We start from the raw sequence: 15,650 nt of genomic DNA on the forward strand, positions 1-15,650 counted from the left end.
CTTGAAGGATACACCTGTTCCCATGCCGAACACAGAAGTTAAGCTTCAACACGCCGAAAGTAGTTGGGGGATCGCTCCCTGCGAGGATAGGACGTTGCCATGCGTTATTCCGGCATAGCTCAGTTGGTAGAGCACCTGACTGTTAATCAGGTTGTCGTCAGTTCGAGTCTGACTGCCGGAGTCGATGAAGATGTTGACTACCTTCGGTTAGTTAACATCTTTTTTTTGCCAACTTAGCTCAGCTGGTAGAGCATCTCCCTCGTAAAGAGAAGGTCGGAGGTTCGACTCCTCTAGTTGGCATTATAAAGAGTTTATGACCAATTAGAAGTCTACAGATTAAGCTGATAAAGTTTATTATGTGGGCTTTTTTGTATGCTTAAGAAGTTAAGTGAATTGTTCCGAAGTTTTATGAATTATTATTCTAAACACAATTTTAACCACACAAAAATAATACACATTTAGAGAAGGTTCTGACCATTGATATATCAACATTTTGGTTTTAAATTGTGTGATAGTGGAAAACTCCATGTTCATTTACTGATATTGATTAATGCAGTAAAAGCAAATGATAAAACCGTACTAACAAGTCACTTTTTTGTATATCGAACAGGGAAAATGATCTAATTCCGTTAATGAAGCCAGCCCACGTAAAGATGCTAAGACGATAATTACGCGATCAAGTTAGGAAGTACAACAAAAACAGTGAATTCAATTACAAAAATAAGAAAAAGAGAGCGAAAAACAATCAGTCTAATAATGAGCGTTATCAAGTAAAAAACAAAAAGATGATTTGCTATTTGGTTTCAAGAAGCTCTAATATTATTTTACTCAAATACTCTGTTTTAGATGTACCAAGAGCAGTTGCCAATCTTAAAAGGGTAGTTGAATTAACATCATCTGAACCACCACGCTCAAGGCGAGAAATAAAATTATATGATTATATACTAGAGTTGCTAAGCGGATCGAGCTAAAAGCGCATGCGATTCATTGAAACTTAATTTCAGTTAAAAAATCAGCACTTACCTTTCATGTTATTCTTTTATGATTAAGTAGAGCAGAAAATGAACAAACTCCTACTTGAAAATATTTCTAGACAAATTTTAAATTAGCTTGACGGGTATAAGGAGATAATATATAATTATATCCGTTGAGTTATTCCGGCATAGCTCAGTTGGTAGAGCACCTGACTGTTAATCAGGTTGTCGTCAGTTCGAGTCTGACTGCCGGAGTTGATCGAGATGTTAGCTGTTTGGCTAGCATCTTTTTTTATACCTTCTAAATATCTTTTTAATAATCTTAATTGCATATTTACGGTTTTTGACAATGAATTATTAATTTTTATATCAAAAAAATTGTAGATGTTTTAACATGAGAATATACTAAAACTGTAACTAGTTTCATATGTAGTTTAGGAGAATGGAGGTATTTATAATGCGATTTAGTAAAGCGATCCTTGTTGCAACAAGCATAATTGCAATTGGGCTATGTACAAGTGGCTGTAGTAGTTCTAGCACGAGTTCCAACAGTAGCAAGAGCAGTGCCCAAGTCTCATCAGCCAAAAAAGAGGAGTCACATATTGTGGGCTCATATCGTGATGATGCCGATGGAGCTGCTATTACCCTTAATTCAGATGGAACTGGGACATATGTAATGGCAAATCCGACGCAGGCTGATATTCATGATCAATTAACCTGGAAAAAGGAAAAGAATAATTACATTATTAACTTAAATGATAGTAATTATGATACACCGATTGATGCGCGGCTAAATGAAGATAATTTGAGCCTTGTAGGTAACGATGAGTGGCCTAATCAGTCATTTAAACGAGTTCACGGTGACTTTGACGTTGATAATTTCTTAAAAGAACAACATGCGAAAACCAGCAGTTCTACAACTAAGGATACTCATTCTAAGGAATCATCGACTCATGCCCGTGCAGCACTTAAGAAATGGGCGAGTGACCACCACAAAGACACTAACAAGATTGATAATTTGAAGGCTACGACTGACCTATCTGAGCCAGATGAGGGTTGGGCCTTTGTTGACGATAATGGAACTGAATATGCCATTGTTCGAAATGGAAAAGTTTACCCACGTCCGGTTATTGATGGAGATACTTCATCTAATTAATAATCTTAGCGACAAACTTAATAAAATAAACAATTATAACTCATACATGCGGTTGCGTTCTCATCAAAAACTTATTTTTCAATTGACGATGTTTTGAAACACGTTTATAATAGTACTATTCTGAATTTTATTGTTAAAGTTTTTTAATGTTTAGAATACGTATTCAATTAACATTGTGTTAATTGAAAAGTGAAATTATTTGGAGGAATTGTATGAGTAAACAAAAGAATTTGGATACCTCCTTCTTTGGACAACCGCGTGGATTGTCGACATTGTTCTTCACTGAAATGTGGGAACGGTTTAGTTACTACGGAATGCGGGCTATCCTTCTATTCTATATGTACTACGCTGTTACCAAGGGTGGTTTGGGCATGGACCAAGCTACCGCAGCATCAATTATGTCAATTTATGGTTCATTAGTTTACCTGGCCAGTGTTGTCGGAGGATGGTTATCTGACCGTGTATGGGGATCGCGGCGAACGGTCTTCATCGGTGGTGTCCTTATTATGTTTGGACATATCGCTCTGTCATTGCCATTTGGTGTGTCAGCACTTTATGTATCAATCGCTTTGATTGTTATTGGTACCGGGTTATTAAAGCCAAATGTTTCAGAAATGGTTGGGGGCTTATACAGTCCTGAAGATCGTCGTCGAGACTCTGGTTTTAGTATGTTTGTCTTCGGGATTAACTTAGGGGCCGCTGTTGCTCCTTGGGCTGTTCCTTGGGCTGCTAATGGTTTTGGCCTAAACCTTTTCCATGGTGAAATGAACTTCCACGCTGGTTTCTCACTAGCTGCTATCGGAATGTTCTTTGGGTTAGTACAATATGTAGTTGACGGTCGGAAGTATCTTTCAAAAGATAGCTTGTATCCTGATGATCCGATCGATAAGGAAAGTTTACGTCCAGTAATTATTTGGTCAATTGTTGGTGTTGTTGCATTAGTGATCATTCTTGGATTGCTTGCGGCAATGGGTCAATTAAACATCAATAATATCATTACGATCATTACGGTTATTGCTATTGCTTTACCAATCTACTACTTTGTAATGATGTTGAATTCCAAGAAGGTTACAAAAGATGAAAAGTCACGGGTTGTTGCTTACATTCCACTTTTCATTGCTGCTGCTATCTTCTGGGCAATTGAAGAATCAGGTTCAGTTGTTTTAGCCCTCTTTGCTGAACAACGGACTGTTTTACACATTGGTGGCTGGCACTTTGCTGCTGCTAACTTCCAGACATTGAACCCATTATTCATTATGATCCTAACACCATTCTTCGTTGCACTTTGGGATCACTGGAAAAAACAACCAAGTGCTCCTGGTAAGTTTGCTGCTGGTTTAGTAATTGCAGGTCTTTCATATGTTTGGATGGCACTTCCAGCAATGATTCACGGTACAACCGCCGGACGGGTTAGCCCATTCTGGTTAGTTGGTTCATGGTTCATCGTTGAAATCGCCGAAATGTTGATTTCACCAATTGGTCTTTCAGTAACTACTAAACTTGCACCAAAAGCATTTAAGTCTCAAATGATGAGTATGTGGTTCTTGGCGGATGCTGCTGGACAAGCGGTTAACGCTCAAGTTGTTAAGTACTACTCATCAGCTACAGAAGTTCCATACTTCTTAATTATCGGGGCAGTAAGTATCGTCTTCGGATTGATCCTTTGCTTATTCGTTAAGAAGATTCATGGCTTAATGGATGGTGTAGACTAAAAATTATATTAAGAGATCGAGAATAATTCTTGGTCTCTTTTTTTATGAGGTGAGTTATGAAAATCACAGTAAGTAGTGACCTTCATTTAGATTTAAATCATGCAGATGTTGCAGAATTTATTACTCAACAGGCGCATTATTTAACCCGTCAAGAAATTGACCATTACTTTTTTGCGGGGGATGCCTTTAATGACTTTAAGCAAACCAGCGCTTATTTTGCGGAACTACAATCGCAATTACCTACCACAAAGGTCCATTATCTCGCCGGTAACCACGATATGTTAAAAGGAGTCACTTATGAGCAATTAGAAAATTTAGATGATGATCTATATTTTCATAACCGATTTATCGATATTCCCCAAACAAACTGGCGGATTATCGGTAACAATGGTTGGTATGATTATTCGTTTTCAACGTATGAAAATAATGTAGAAGAGGTCGCAAAATGGAAGCGGGCATATTGGGTAGATCGTCCAATTGTACAGTCAATGAATGATCCAGAACGAATGGCGATCGTTTTATACCAAGTTGAAGAAGCCCTAAAACAGGCTCACAATCAACAAAAACAGGTTATCTTTATGACCCACTTCGCACCAATTAGAGAAGCTCTCCCGCATCCACTTATTGAGTCTGCACGGCGACAACGGATGTGGGAGATGACGACAGCGATGTTGGGCAGTAAACACTTAGGAGCGTTACTAGCTAGATTCCTGGAAGTAAAAGCAGTTTTCTATGGGCATCTTCATTATGCTCAACCATTAATTACCGTTGGAAATATTGAATACCGTAATCAAGCAGTTGGCGTAAGACGCAAAAATAGTGAGGACTGGAAGGGGGAAAGCCTATTAGATCAATGGATTAGCCACCTTTATACTAAAAAAATCTAGTTTTTTCAAAAAAATAAGAAAAAACACTTGCAATGAGGTTGGAAATTAGGTATTATAATAAACGTTGATTGATACGAAATATTTAATCAAGCAACTTCTTGGAGGAGTAGCGAAGTCTGGTTAAACGCGACGGTCTGTAAAACCGTTCCTTCGGGTTCGGCGGTTCGAATCCACCCTCCTCCATCTTTATTATTGGGCTATAGCCAAGCGGTAAGGCAACGGTTTTTGGTACCGTCATGCGCTGGTTCGAATCCAGCTAGCCCAACTGTTATTGAAAGGCTAAGAAAAACATCTGTTTTTCTTAGCCTTTTCTAGTTCAAGATTTTATTGAGTTATATAAAAAAAGGAATGACAGCTAATGCCTAAACAAGGTCATTTTGCAAAAAGCATGCGAATTAAACAAATAAATGATTTTAAAGTGAAACGCAATGCGACTGGTGCGACCATTGATGATGAACAGTTAACAGATTTCCTAGTGGTTCGCTTTGCTTTAACAGCTAAGAAGAGGGTTCAATCTGGGGCTCGAGAAACTGCTCAACGGTTCTTAATTGAAATTGGTGATTCTTTACAAGAAAATGATGGGGATTTACAAGCGATCATTCCAAATTTACTAGTGAGTCTTAATGCCCGGGTACCTTGGGAATTCTATCCAGAAATTTTGGAAGAGTGGGATTTACTTCAAAAGTTTTTACAAAAAGAACTTCCAGCAGTCCCGTTAGAAAAACGGCTACGAATTAAGCACTCAATCACAACACAGGAAATGGAGACGTTAATTGCAAAGTTATTGGCTAGAAAGATTACTGCAATTACGTTTATTAATCAGCCAGGAGTTGATCAAAATAAGAAAGATCAGATGGCGACAATGATGCTAACGACGATCTATCATGATCAAACGATTGAATGGGCTAAAGTGCGGTTGTTACTGGCGCCATTTAAATTTGAAATTGCCCCTGACCTAGATGAAGAAACAAAAGACTGGTTAAAGAAACTAGCAGAAAAATAATAACGTTGACTTTCGTTCTGCTTCCTTGGTAGAATTAAATCGTTATTGTAGAGCTGTGGTGGAGTTTTTATCACCGTGGCTCTTTTTATTTTGATTTAAAGGAGGAAGCGGAAAGCAATGGCAGAAAAAAACTATTCACGGATTTATCTCGCAATTGGTTCCCTTGCATTACTAACGTTTATCGGAATTTTGAATGAAACATCGATGAACGTCACATATCCAGAACTATCTGCTCAGTTTAATGTATCACTCGATGTTATTCAGTGGATTACAACTGGCTATTTATTGATGGTAACAATTACAATGGGGACTACTGCCTATCTATTGCGCCAGTATCAAGCACGTTGGTTGCACTTATTTGCAGTATCATTTTTCATTATTGGTGACTTGATGTGTGCTTTGACTGGTAATTTTCCTATTTTGTTAACGGGGAGATTGATTCAAGCAATGGCAACTGGGTTAGCAACCCCAATCATGTTCCATTTAATTTTTACGGAGATTCCGCGTGAAAGAATTGGCATGATGACCGGAATGGCTGCAATGGTTATTTCGTTTGCACCAGCACTGGGACCAACATATGGTGGGGTCGTTTCAGAAATGCTGTCATGGCGGATGATCTTTTGGATTTTACTACCAATTGTTTTGATTAGTCTTGTATGTGGTCAGCTTTTTATTCGTAATAAACCGCTTGGAAATGATAAAGCATTTAGTTATGGAAGCTTAATTACACTGGCAATTGCCCTTATTAGTATCATTAGTGCAGTTTCTTCAATTGGGAAACAAGGATTCGGAAAACAGTTTTGGCTTTTATTATTGGTAGCAATTGTTTTCTTTAGCGCCTTTATCTATATCAATAATCACGGTAAATCAGAATTGTTTGACTTAAAGGTGTTTAAGGTTGTCCCATTACGGCTATCAACTGTCACTTATTTTAATTTACAGTTTATTAATATTGGGATTTCGCTTGTTATTCCTATTTACGTTCAATATGTTTTGCACTCTTCGGCAATTGTAGCGGGTCTTATTTTATTTCCCGGGTCATTAATCGGTGCTTTTATCTCGCCATTTGCTGGAACTTTGGCTGATCGTTATGGTTTTGCTACGCCAGTTATTTCCGGGGGAATTCTTTTGGTTATTGGGACAAGCTGCTTCAGTGTTTTCCAATGTCATTTAACGCCATTATTAATAACAATCTTCTTCGTTATTTTACGAATTGGGTTTAACTTTGCCTTTTCTAATACGATTTCCAATGCTTCAATGTTGGTTCAACCGCAAAACGCCCCCGATGTAAACTCAATCTTTAATATGGTCCAGCAATTTGCCGGCTCACTGGGGACTAGTCTTCTGGCCTCCACAATTGCTTTATTCCAAATGGGCAACAGCGGTTCATTGATGGGACGTACGTATGCCGGAGGACGATTTGATTTTATCTTATTAGGCGTTTTGGCAGTTATTACTTTATTAACAATGGTTACTAATTATCGCATGCAACAAAAGAAGGAAAGTGTTTCTCAATAAGTGGTTGAATTAGCCTGACAAGAATGTAATAATGTGGCTTGATTAATACAAGTTATTACAGGTTTTTGAAGAAAGTGACTATAAGTTAAAATGATACATTCTATCGTTCACTTTATGGTGAGCAATCAGGTTTTTACGCTGTTTATTTGTCTTGCAATTGGCTTCTTGATTGGAAACTATAAAATTGCGGGTAAATTTAATATTGGGGCAACGGTGGGAACGTTAATTGTGACCTTAATCGTGGGGCAGATTGGGAGTTTCCCCCGGGATGAAATGTTGGGAACGATTTTCTTTGGCGCCTTCATGTTCTCTGTTGGTTATCGGATCGGGCCCCAGTTATTAGTTAGTTTGAAATTATTTGGAGTTCGTATTTTAATCGCTAGTATTTTCTGGATGGTTGTTGCGTTCTTAGTTGGGTGGAGTCTCTTTTCTGCCTTTAAGATTGGCCCGGGGATCGCTGCTGGAGTTATTTCCGGGGCCCTCACCCAGTCAGCTACCGTGGCCAGTTCGTTGCAAACGATTGGATCATTGCCAGTTAGTCAAAGCGTTAGGGCAACTTATGAGGCGCAGCTCCCGGTTGCTTATGCTTTAACATACGTTTTTGGGACATTAGGGGTAATTATCTTTTTACGTGACCTAGCACCTAAAATTTTGGGGATTTCAATTGCTGAACAGGGTCCTAAAATGGCTGAACATTATCACTTTCATGCTAAAAACCCGAACCCAACGTGGCGACGAACATATCGCATTGCAGATGATTCACCGCTTGTCGGCAAAACGCTTGAGGAATTTAATCGACGGTCTAATTACCGGATTATTGGGTTAGCTGCTTTTCATGATGGCAAAATGACTGACCACCTTGAATATCAATTGCAGGCTGGCGACTTGCTAACTGTTATTGGTTACGCCGTTCATTTCGATCGGTTAATGCGAGTGCCAGGTTTAACAGAAGTATTGACGCCAACCAATGCGCCGCGTGAACGAGCTTTTGTTCTGGGGAAAAACTTTAAACCAGGTGAATTAGCCCTTCTGCGTCAACACGGGGTTTTTGTGAACATTCAAGATCCAATCAGTGGAAACCAACAATTGATTAACCAGTTGCGACCAGGGGATGTGATTTCATTGACTGGGAATACATCACGAACCAAAGCAATCTTAAAAAAGATGGGACGCTGGAAAGCTGCAGATACAGCGATGAATTATTCTTTATTCTCTTTAGGAATCGGTTGTGCTTCCCTTTTAGGAATTATCGGGCTAAAATTAAATAGTATTCCGTTGCAACTAGGGAATGGAACGGCGGCTTTGATCATGGGACTAATCCTGAGTTCATGGATTGAGCGTCACCGTGACCGTAAATCAATCCCTGTAACGGTAACCAGCTTTCTTCAGAGTTTTGGACTAACGCTTTTTGTGGGGACAGTTGGTTTACAATCAGCTCAAGCATTTACAAGTGCAATTAAGTCGTTAGGTATCGGGGTCTTATTTATTGGGGCGATGATTTCAATAATGCCACATTTGCTAACGCTGTTCTTTGGACGCTATGTATTGAAAATGGAACCTCTTGCTTTAATTGGAGCAATGACAGGTTCGGGAACGATCGCAGCGGCAATGAATGAGATTTCGCAAAAAGCAGGTCCGGAAGGTGGCGCATATTATGCGGCTGCCTTTACTCCGGCGTTTGTAGTTGGTAATATTGGAATTACATTACTAGGGCCGATTTTTGTGGCGCTACTATCATAATTTATCGCTTAGAAAGGGCGTGCAAAATTATAATGCAACAATTTTTTACAATTTTAGGTGGAATGGGGACACTGGCAACAGAGAGTTATGTACGTCTGTTAGATAAAAGAACGCCAATTCATCGTGATCAAGATTACTTAAACTATTTAGTTGTTAACCATGCAACCGTTCCTGATCGTACTACATGGATTCTCGACCATAGTCAACCAGATCCTAATGAAGCCCTGATTGAAGATATTAAACAGCAAAGTCTTTTGAATCCTGCATTTTTTGTCTTAATTTGTAATACAGCCCATTACTCTTTTGATAAGTTACAGGCAGCAACTGAGATTCCGATTCTCAATATGCTGCAAGAAACGGTTAACGAGATCAAGAAGATTAAGCCGGATGCAAAGCGAGTTGGCCTATTAGCCACTAAGGGAACTTTGGCAGCTAACCTATATGATCCTTATATTGAGAAGGCTGGGTATGAACTTATCAAGCCAACTCCTGAGATTGCCGATATGACAGAAGACTTGATTTACCATGATATCAAAGAGGCTGGTCATTCCGATGGCAAGAAGTATCATGAGCTAGTACGGAAAATGATTGAAGAACAAGGAGCAGATGTAGTAGTTTTGGGTTGTACTGAATTATCTTTTGCAGAAGAGATGAACCCTGAAACTAAGTACCCTGTTGCCGATTCACAATCAATTATTGTTGATCGCTCCCTTGAACGCGCATTGAAACTACGACAAAATAATAAAAATTAATATTAGAGACCGGGGGAAGAAATTAATTTCAACGGTCTCTAATTTTTAGATGGTGTAAAATATATATACATGCGCAATGTTTAGCAAACAATGGCGTAAGGAGGAAAGAAAAATGAGTTCACCTGTTTATATTCAAATTCACAATCAGTTAAGACAAAACATTGAAGATGGTGAGTGGAAAGTTGGCGATAAAATTCCCGCTGAACGCGAACTCGCTAATGATTTTGGCGTCAGTCGAATGACTTTGCGGCAAGCAATTCAAGCATTAGTTGATGAAGGAATTCTTGAGCGAAGAGTTGGCTCTGGAACTTTTGTCGCTAATCGCAAAGTTCAAGAAAAGATGTCAGGAATAACGAGCTTTACTGAATTAATGCATGCGACCGGGAAGAAAGCTGCCAGTAAGACAATTTCTTACCACTTGACGATCCCTTCGCAAACAGAGGTTGAAAAGCTAAAATTAGCCCCCGATGAACAGGTTTTACGAATGGAACGGGTTCGTTATGGAAATGATGTGCCGATTTGTTATGAAATTGCAACCGTTCCTGCTAACCTCGTTCAAAAATTTAGTAAGGAAGAAGTCACCACGTCTTTTTATCGGACGCTAGAAAAAAAGGCGAACCTTTATCCTGGTCATGCAACTCAGCATATTTCAGCAACGAAGGCGACAGAAAAGATTGCTAACTACTTGCAGATTAAGCGTGGGGATGCTCTCTTGCGAATGACCCAACTATCTTACTTGCAAGATGGTCGTCCTTTTGAATATGTCCACACTCAATATGTTGGATCACGGTTTGAATTTGTCTTTGAAAAGTAATCAAGACGAATCCATGTTACAATACTGATTAACGATATTACTTTTGAGAGGAATTATACTAATGAAATTTGATTATCCGGATGATAGCCTTACCCTTCATACTGATGCATATGAATTGAGTATGATGCAGACCTACTGGAAAAAAGGAATGGGTAACCGCCGTGCTGTCTTTGAGGCCTTCTTCCGTAAAATGCCATTTAATAATGGGTACGCTGTTTTTGCCGGGTTAGATCACATTATTCGCTATGTAAAGCAATTGCGTTTTACTGATAGCGACATTGAATACTTAAAGTCTACGAATCAATTTGATGATGACTTTTTAGAATATTTACGTAACTTTAAATTTACGGGATCAATCAGCAGCTTTGAAGAAGGAGATCTGGTATTTAACCATGAGCCTATTATTCAGATTGATGCGCCGATTATTGAAGGTCAATTGATTGAAACAGCAATTTTGAATATTCTTAATTATCAGATTATGATTGCGACAAAGGCTTCACGGATTAAGTCGATTGTCGGTAACCAAACTGTAATGGAATTTGGTTCACGCCGGGCACAGGAACTGGATGCGGCTTTGTGGGGAACGCGAGCAGCATATATTGGTGGCTTTGATGCTACAAGTAACGTCCGTGCAGGTAAATTATTTGGTATCCCGATTTCAGGAACCCATGCCCATGCCCTTGTGCAGGTATACATGAATGATTATGACGCATTTAAAGCATATGCAGAAACGCATCATGATTGTGTCTTTCTTGTGGATACTTTTGATACCTTAAAGAGTGGGGTTCCTAACGCAATTAAGGTCGCTAAGGAATTTGGCGATAAAATTAACTTTATCGGTGTCCGCATTGACAGTGGTGATATGGCCTACCTATCTAAAAAAGTACGCAAAATGTTGGATGATGCTGGTTTCCCAGACGCAAAAATCATCGCATCTAATGGCTTAGATGAAAAGACAATTCAAAACTTGCAAATGCAAGGAGCGAAGATTGATACATGGGGAATCGGGACTAAGCTAATTACTGCCTATGACCAACCAACTTTAGGGGCCGTATACAAATTAGTCGCTATTGAAGATGAAGATGGTCAACTTGTTGATACGATTAAGATCTCTAATAATGTTGGTAAAATGTCAACTCCCGGCAAAAAACAAGTATGGCGGATTAACGATCGTGCAGACGGCAAGAGTGAAGGGGATTATATTACATTAGTTGATGAGGATCCTCGTAATGAAAAGTCACTCAATATGTTCAATCCTAACTTCCCACTCCAGCAAAAAGACGTGGAGGATTTTACTGCCCGGCCAATGCTAAAGCCAATCTGGCAAGATGGTAAGTATGTTTATGATGAACCGACCTTAGAGGAGAGTCGTCAACACCGTTTCGATAGCTTAAATGCTTTATGGGATGAATATAAACGCGATTTAAACCCAGAAGTATACCCAGTCGATTTATCACAGAAATGCTATGATAATAAACTTAAATTAATTCACCAAGTTCATGAATATGTTAAATCATTGAATAAGTAGAGGTAATCTGTAGTGCGAAAGTATCAAGAAGAAATAATTAATGCATTAGGCGTTAACTCGCAAATTGATCCCCAAGCAGAAGTAACTAAACGTGTTCAGTTCATCTGTGATTTTCTCCAAACCACTAAGATGAAGGCCTTAGTATTAGGAATTTCTGGTGGCCAAGATTCAAGTTTGGCAGGGCGGCTTTCACAATTGGCAGTCGAAAAGCTGCGGGAAGAGACTGGCGACAATGAATACCAATTTATCGCAGTTCGGTTGCCATATGGTGAGCAAGCTGATGAATCAGATGCAATGTTTGCGATTAATGACTTTATTAAACCTGACAAAATAATGCGGGTTAATATTAAGGCGGCTACTGATGTGATGGTGGCATCCTTAAACGAAGCAGGCACGCCAATTAGCGATTTTAATAAGGGAAACATTAAAGCCCGGGAACGAATGATTGTTCAATATGCTATTGGTGGAGAAAACAAAGGAGCTGTAGTGGGAACAGACCATGCCGCTGAAGCAGTAACTGGTTTTTACACTAAGTTTGGGGATGGCGGTGCCGATATTGCGCCACTTTCTGGATTGGATAAACGACAAGGAAAGGCCTTATTACAATACTTAGGAGCACCAGCAAAACTTTATGATAAAACACCAACCGCAGACTTGGAAGAAGATAAACCAATGCGTCCCGATGAAGAAGCGCTTGGTGTTCGCTATGATGAAATCGACGACTACTTAGAAGGTCGTGAAGTTTCGCCAGCAGCTGCTGGAAAAATTGAAGGCTGGTATCGTCGAACTCAACATAAGCGCCACTTGCCGATTGCTCCATATGATACTTGGTGGAAGTAAATTGATAATAAAATGGGAGGCTGGGAATCAACTCAGTCTCTTTACTAGTTTTAAGGAGAATGATAATGGAAGAGGAAACACTTCAACTTGTTAGTAAACAATTACCGGATATTCGCTCTCAACAAATTAAAGCGGCCCTCGGATTAATGGATGAAGGAAATACGATTCCTTTTATTGCCCGTTACCGTAAAGAAATGACGGGCACGCTTGATGAAGTTCAATTACAAGCGATCCGGGATGAATATCACCGGGTAACGACATTACGGGAACGTCAAGCAACAGTTATCAATAAAATTAAAGAACTCGGTAAGCTAACACCGGCGCTCGAAAAGCAAATTAACAGTGCAACCGAATTGCAAGAAGTAGAAGACCTTTACTTGCCATATAAGCAAAAGCGGCAGACGAAGGCCCAACAAGCTCGTGAACATGGCTTGGCACCGTTAGCAAATTGGCTGCTATCTTATCCCGATGATGATTTAAGTGCAAAGGCGCAAGAGTTTATTAACGATGATGTTCCTGATGCTGAGAGTGCATTAACAGGCGCACATGAAATTTTGGCTGAAGCAATTAGTGAAATGGCCACGGTACGAAGCTGGTTGCGAAATTATACTGCCCAACATGGTCAATTAGAGACAAGCGTAAAACGTGGTGGCGAAGAAAAGGATGAACTAGGGACTTACAAGCAGTATTATGAGTTCACTAGTCCAGTTCAAAAATTAAATTCTTATCAAATCTTAGCCTTTAATCGCGGAGAAAAAGAAGGAATTATTAACGTCAAAATCACTTTAGATGAAGAACCGGTGATGAATTACCTTCGTTTCCGTTTGATTAAAACTAACAAGAAAAATGATGCGACTGCCTTTATTGAGGAAGCTTACAAGGATGCCTACAAGCGTTTCTTGGGTCCTGCAATTGAACGGGAACTGCGGCGACAATTAACAGAGGGCGCTGATGAACAGGCAATCAAGGTCTTTGGTGAGAATCTCTATCATTTATTGATGCAAGCACCAATTAAGGGAAAAGTTGTGTTAGGATTTGACCCTGCTTACCGAACTGGTTGTAAGTTGGCGGTCCTTGATGAGAATGGGAAATTTTTAACTAAGGCAGTTATTTACCCCCACAAACCGGCACCAGAAAAGCAACGTGCGACAGCAGAAAGTGAGTTTATTGACTTACTAGAAAAGTACCACGTTGAAATGATTGCGATTGGTAACGGGACAGCTAGCCGGGAATCAGAACAATTTGTGGCGGAAGCTCTTAAAAAGATTAAACGGCCAATCTATTATGTCATCGTAAATGAAGCCGGTGCCTCTGTTTACTCTGCAAGTAAGGAAGCGCGTGATGAATTTCCTGACTTGCATGTTGAACAGCGAAGTGCAATTAGCATCGGTCGTCGTTTGCAAGACCCACTTGCCGAATTAGTCAAGATTGATCCACAAGCGGTTGGGGTTGGGCAATACCAGCATGATTTGCCGAAGAAAGAATTAAGCGGGGAACTGGAAACAATTGTTGAACGGGCGGTAAACCGGGTTGGAGTTAACCTCAATACAGCTAGTTACCAATTGTTGACGCGGATTTCCGGGCTTAATAAAACGATTGCTAAAAACATCGTTACTTATCGAGATGAAAATGGACGTTACACGAACCGGACACAGTTAAAGAAAGTGCCACGGTTAGGACCAAAAGCTTATCAACAATCTGTTGGTTTCTTACGGATTATTGGTGGCGAAAATCCATTAGATAATACCGATGTCCACCCAGAAAGTTACCAGGTGGCGGAAAAGATTATTCAAGCGGCAGGGATTAATGTCGACGAGTTGGGAACGCCAAGTGCTGATGATAAGTTAAAGAAAATTGATGTTAAGCAGTTTACGGATGATCAAGTCGGGACTGAAACCGTTACTGATATTATTTCTTCCTTGCAAAAGCCAGGCCGTGACCTGCGTGATTCAATGCCTGCGCCACTATTACGCCATGATGTAATGACGATTGAAGACCTTAAGCCGGGGATGAAACTTCAAGGAACTGTCCGGAACGTTGTCGACTTTGGAGCCTTTGTTGATATCGGTGTCAAACATGATGGGTTAGTTCATGTTTCAAAGATGAGTAAGCAGTTCATTCGTGATCCGCGGGCAATGGTAGCCGTTGGTGATATTGTGGACGTGTGGATTGATGATGTCGACTTGAAGCGTCAGCGGATTCAATTAACGATGCTTGAACCGGAGACAGTCACAAATGACTAATGCTGAATTACAACAATTGACTGAACAGTGGTCAAAAGAATACTTTGGGCGGGAATTTACGCACAAAGTATTTTTTAATAAGCGGTTAAAGACAACCGGTGGCCGTTATCATTTAAGTGACCATCATATTGATATCAACCCGTTAATGTATACTGAGTTTGATCTTCATAATCTGCGCCAAGTGGTTCTTCATGAATTGTGTCATTATCATTTACATCTGCTAGCGATGGATTATCATCATCGCAGTAGGGAATTTAAGACTTTACTAGCACAGGTGGGAGGATCAAGATATGCGCCACCGACTAGTAAAAGAAAGATAAATTCCAAGAAAAAATGGCATTATATATGTACCGGTTGTGGTGTTGAAATCGCGCGACAACGGCGTTTTAACACCCAAAGATACATTTGTCGACGATGTGGTCACAAATTTATTTTAAAAAATTGAAAAAAGTTGTTGCCAACGAATAGGTATCTTGCTATAAT

The 15,650-nt window shown here is 39.7% G+C and carries 12 protein-coding genes, 5 tRNA genes and 1 rRNA gene; all 18 read left to right on the forward strand.

Features of this window, described 5'->3' with window-relative positions; genetic code table 11:
• Positions 1–103 (forward strand): 5S ribosomal RNA (rrf, locus tag LMB56_RS03490); the annotation flags it as partial.
• A gap of 5 nt (positions 104–108) precedes the next feature.
• Positions 109–181, forward strand: a tRNA-Asn gene (locus LMB56_RS03495).
• A 46-nt stretch (positions 182–227) separates the two neighbouring features.
• Positions 228–300 (forward strand) — tRNA-Thr (locus LMB56_RS03500).
• Between the two features lie 856 nt (positions 301–1,156).
• Positions 1,157–1,229 (forward strand) — tRNA-Asn (locus LMB56_RS03505).
• Positions 1,230–1,431: 202 nt separating this feature from the next.
• Positions 1,432–2,130: a lipocalin/fatty acid-binding family protein gene (locus LMB56_RS03510; protein ID WP_229283680.1), complete on the forward strand. Its 699-nt coding sequence runs from the start codon at positions 1,432–1,434 to the stop codon at positions 2,128–2,130.
• 212 nt (positions 2,131–2,342) lie between these two features.
• Positions 2,343–3,842 carry a peptide MFS transporter gene (locus tag LMB56_RS03515; protein WP_003667295.1) on the forward strand — a complete coding sequence of 500 codons (1,500 nt, stop codon included), beginning with the start codon at positions 2,343–2,345 and terminating at the stop codon, positions 3,840–3,842.
• Between the two features lie 56 nt (positions 3,843–3,898).
• A complete protein-coding gene (locus tag LMB56_RS03520; RefSeq protein ID WP_229283681.1) occupies positions 3,899–4,729 on the forward strand; it encodes a metallophosphoesterase in 831 nt (276 codons plus the stop codon).
• Between the two features lie 100 nt (positions 4,730–4,829).
• Positions 4,830–4,912, forward strand: a tRNA-Tyr gene (locus tag LMB56_RS03525).
• A 10-nt stretch (positions 4,913–4,922) separates the two neighbouring features.
• Positions 4,923–4,994: transfer RNA gene (locus LMB56_RS03530), tRNA-Gln, on the forward strand.
• 93 nt (positions 4,995–5,087) lie between these two features.
• Positions 5,088–5,732 (forward strand): hypothetical protein, encoded by a 645-nt coding sequence (locus LMB56_RS03535; protein WP_229283682.1) that lies wholly within the window; start codon positions 5,088–5,090, stop codon positions 5,730–5,732.
• A 117-nt stretch (positions 5,733–5,849) separates the two neighbouring features.
• The gene (locus LMB56_RS03540) at positions 5,850–7,250 is read left to right on the forward strand and encodes an MFS transporter (protein ID WP_229283683.1); all 1,401 of its coding nucleotides are present in this window, start codon (positions 5,850–5,852) and stop codon (positions 7,248–7,250) included.
• 90 nt (positions 7,251–7,340) lie between these two features.
• Positions 7,341–8,990 (forward strand): aspartate-alanine antiporter-like transporter, encoded by a 1,650-nt coding sequence (locus tag LMB56_RS03545; RefSeq protein WP_229283684.1) that lies wholly within the window; start codon positions 7,341–7,343, stop codon positions 8,988–8,990.
• Positions 8,991–9,022: 32 nt separating this feature from the next.
• The gene (locus LMB56_RS03550; protein WP_229283685.1) at positions 9,023–9,742 is read left to right on the forward strand and encodes an aspartate/glutamate racemase family protein; all 720 of its coding nucleotides are present in this window, start codon (positions 9,023–9,025) and stop codon (positions 9,740–9,742) included.
• A gap of 112 nt (positions 9,743–9,854) precedes the next feature.
• Positions 9,855–10,556: a GntR family transcriptional regulator gene (locus LMB56_RS03555; RefSeq protein WP_113896796.1), complete on the forward strand. Its 702-nt coding sequence runs from the start codon at positions 9,855–9,857 to the stop codon at positions 10,554–10,556.
• A gap of 61 nt (positions 10,557–10,617) precedes the next feature.
• Positions 10,618–12,084 (forward strand): nicotinate phosphoribosyltransferase, encoded by a 1,467-nt coding sequence (locus LMB56_RS03560; RefSeq protein WP_229283686.1) that lies wholly within the window; start codon positions 10,618–10,620, stop codon positions 12,082–12,084.
• Positions 12,085–12,096: 12 nt separating this feature from the next.
• Positions 12,097–12,924, forward strand: coding sequence for an ammonia-dependent NAD(+) synthetase (gene nadE, locus LMB56_RS03565; RefSeq protein ID WP_229283687.1), 828 nt, complete (start codon positions 12,097–12,099; stop codon positions 12,922–12,924).
• Positions 12,925–12,989: 65 nt separating this feature from the next.
• On the forward strand, positions 12,990–15,167 hold the full coding sequence (locus LMB56_RS03570) for a Tex family protein (protein ID WP_229283688.1): 2,178 nt from the start codon (positions 12,990–12,992) through the stop codon (positions 15,165–15,167).
• Positions 15,160–15,612, forward strand: coding sequence for a SprT family protein (locus LMB56_RS03575; protein ID WP_229283690.1), 453 nt, complete (start codon positions 15,160–15,162; stop codon positions 15,610–15,612). Before LMB56_RS03570 ends, LMB56_RS03575 begins: the two co-directional genes overlap by 8 nt.
• The last annotated feature ends 38 nt before the right edge of the window (positions 15,613–15,650 follow it).

The sequence above is a fragment of the Limosilactobacillus reuteri genome (assembly GCF_020785355.1).
In the GTDB taxonomy this organism is placed as follows: Bacteria; Bacillota; Bacilli; order Lactobacillales; family Lactobacillaceae; genus Limosilactobacillus; species Limosilactobacillus reuteri_I.

Bases quoted from the DNA above. Each gene is read 5' to 3' on its own strand.
- LMB56_RS03555 (WP_113896796.1), top strand. From the start codon at position 9,855: ATGAGTTCACCTGTTTATATTCAAATTCACAATCAGTTAAGACAAAAC.
- LMB56_RS03540 (WP_229283683.1), top strand. From the start codon at position 5,850: ATGGCAGAAAAAAACTATTCACGGATTTATCTCGCAATTGGTTCCCTT.
- LMB56_RS03510 (WP_229283680.1), top strand. From the start codon at position 1,432: ATGCGATTTAGTAAAGCGATCCTTGTTGCAACAAGCATAATTGCAATT.
- LMB56_RS03575 (WP_229283690.1), top strand. From the start codon at position 15,160: ATGACTAATGCTGAATTACAACAATTGACTGAACAGTGGTCAAAAGAA.
- LMB56_RS03535 (WP_229283682.1), top strand. From the start codon at position 5,088: ATGCCTAAACAAGGTCATTTTGCAAAAAGCATGCGAATTAAACAAATA.
- LMB56_RS03545 (WP_229283684.1), top strand. From the start codon at position 7,341: ATGATACATTCTATCGTTCACTTTATGGTGAGCAATCAGGTTTTTACG.
- LMB56_RS03550 (WP_229283685.1), top strand. From the start codon at position 9,023: ATGCAACAATTTTTTACAATTTTAGGTGGAATGGGGACACTGGCAACA.
- LMB56_RS03570 (WP_229283688.1), top strand. From the start codon at position 12,990: ATGGAAGAGGAAACACTTCAACTTGTTAGTAAACAATTACCGGATATT.
- LMB56_RS03515 (WP_003667295.1), top strand. From the start codon at position 2,343: ATGAGTAAACAAAAGAATTTGGATACCTCCTTCTTTGGACAACCGCGT.
- LMB56_RS03520 (WP_229283681.1), top strand. From the start codon at position 3,899: ATGAAAATCACAGTAAGTAGTGACCTTCATTTAGATTTAAATCATGCA.
- LMB56_RS03560 (WP_229283686.1), top strand. From the start codon at position 10,618: ATGAAATTTGATTATCCGGATGATAGCCTTACCCTTCATACTGATGCA.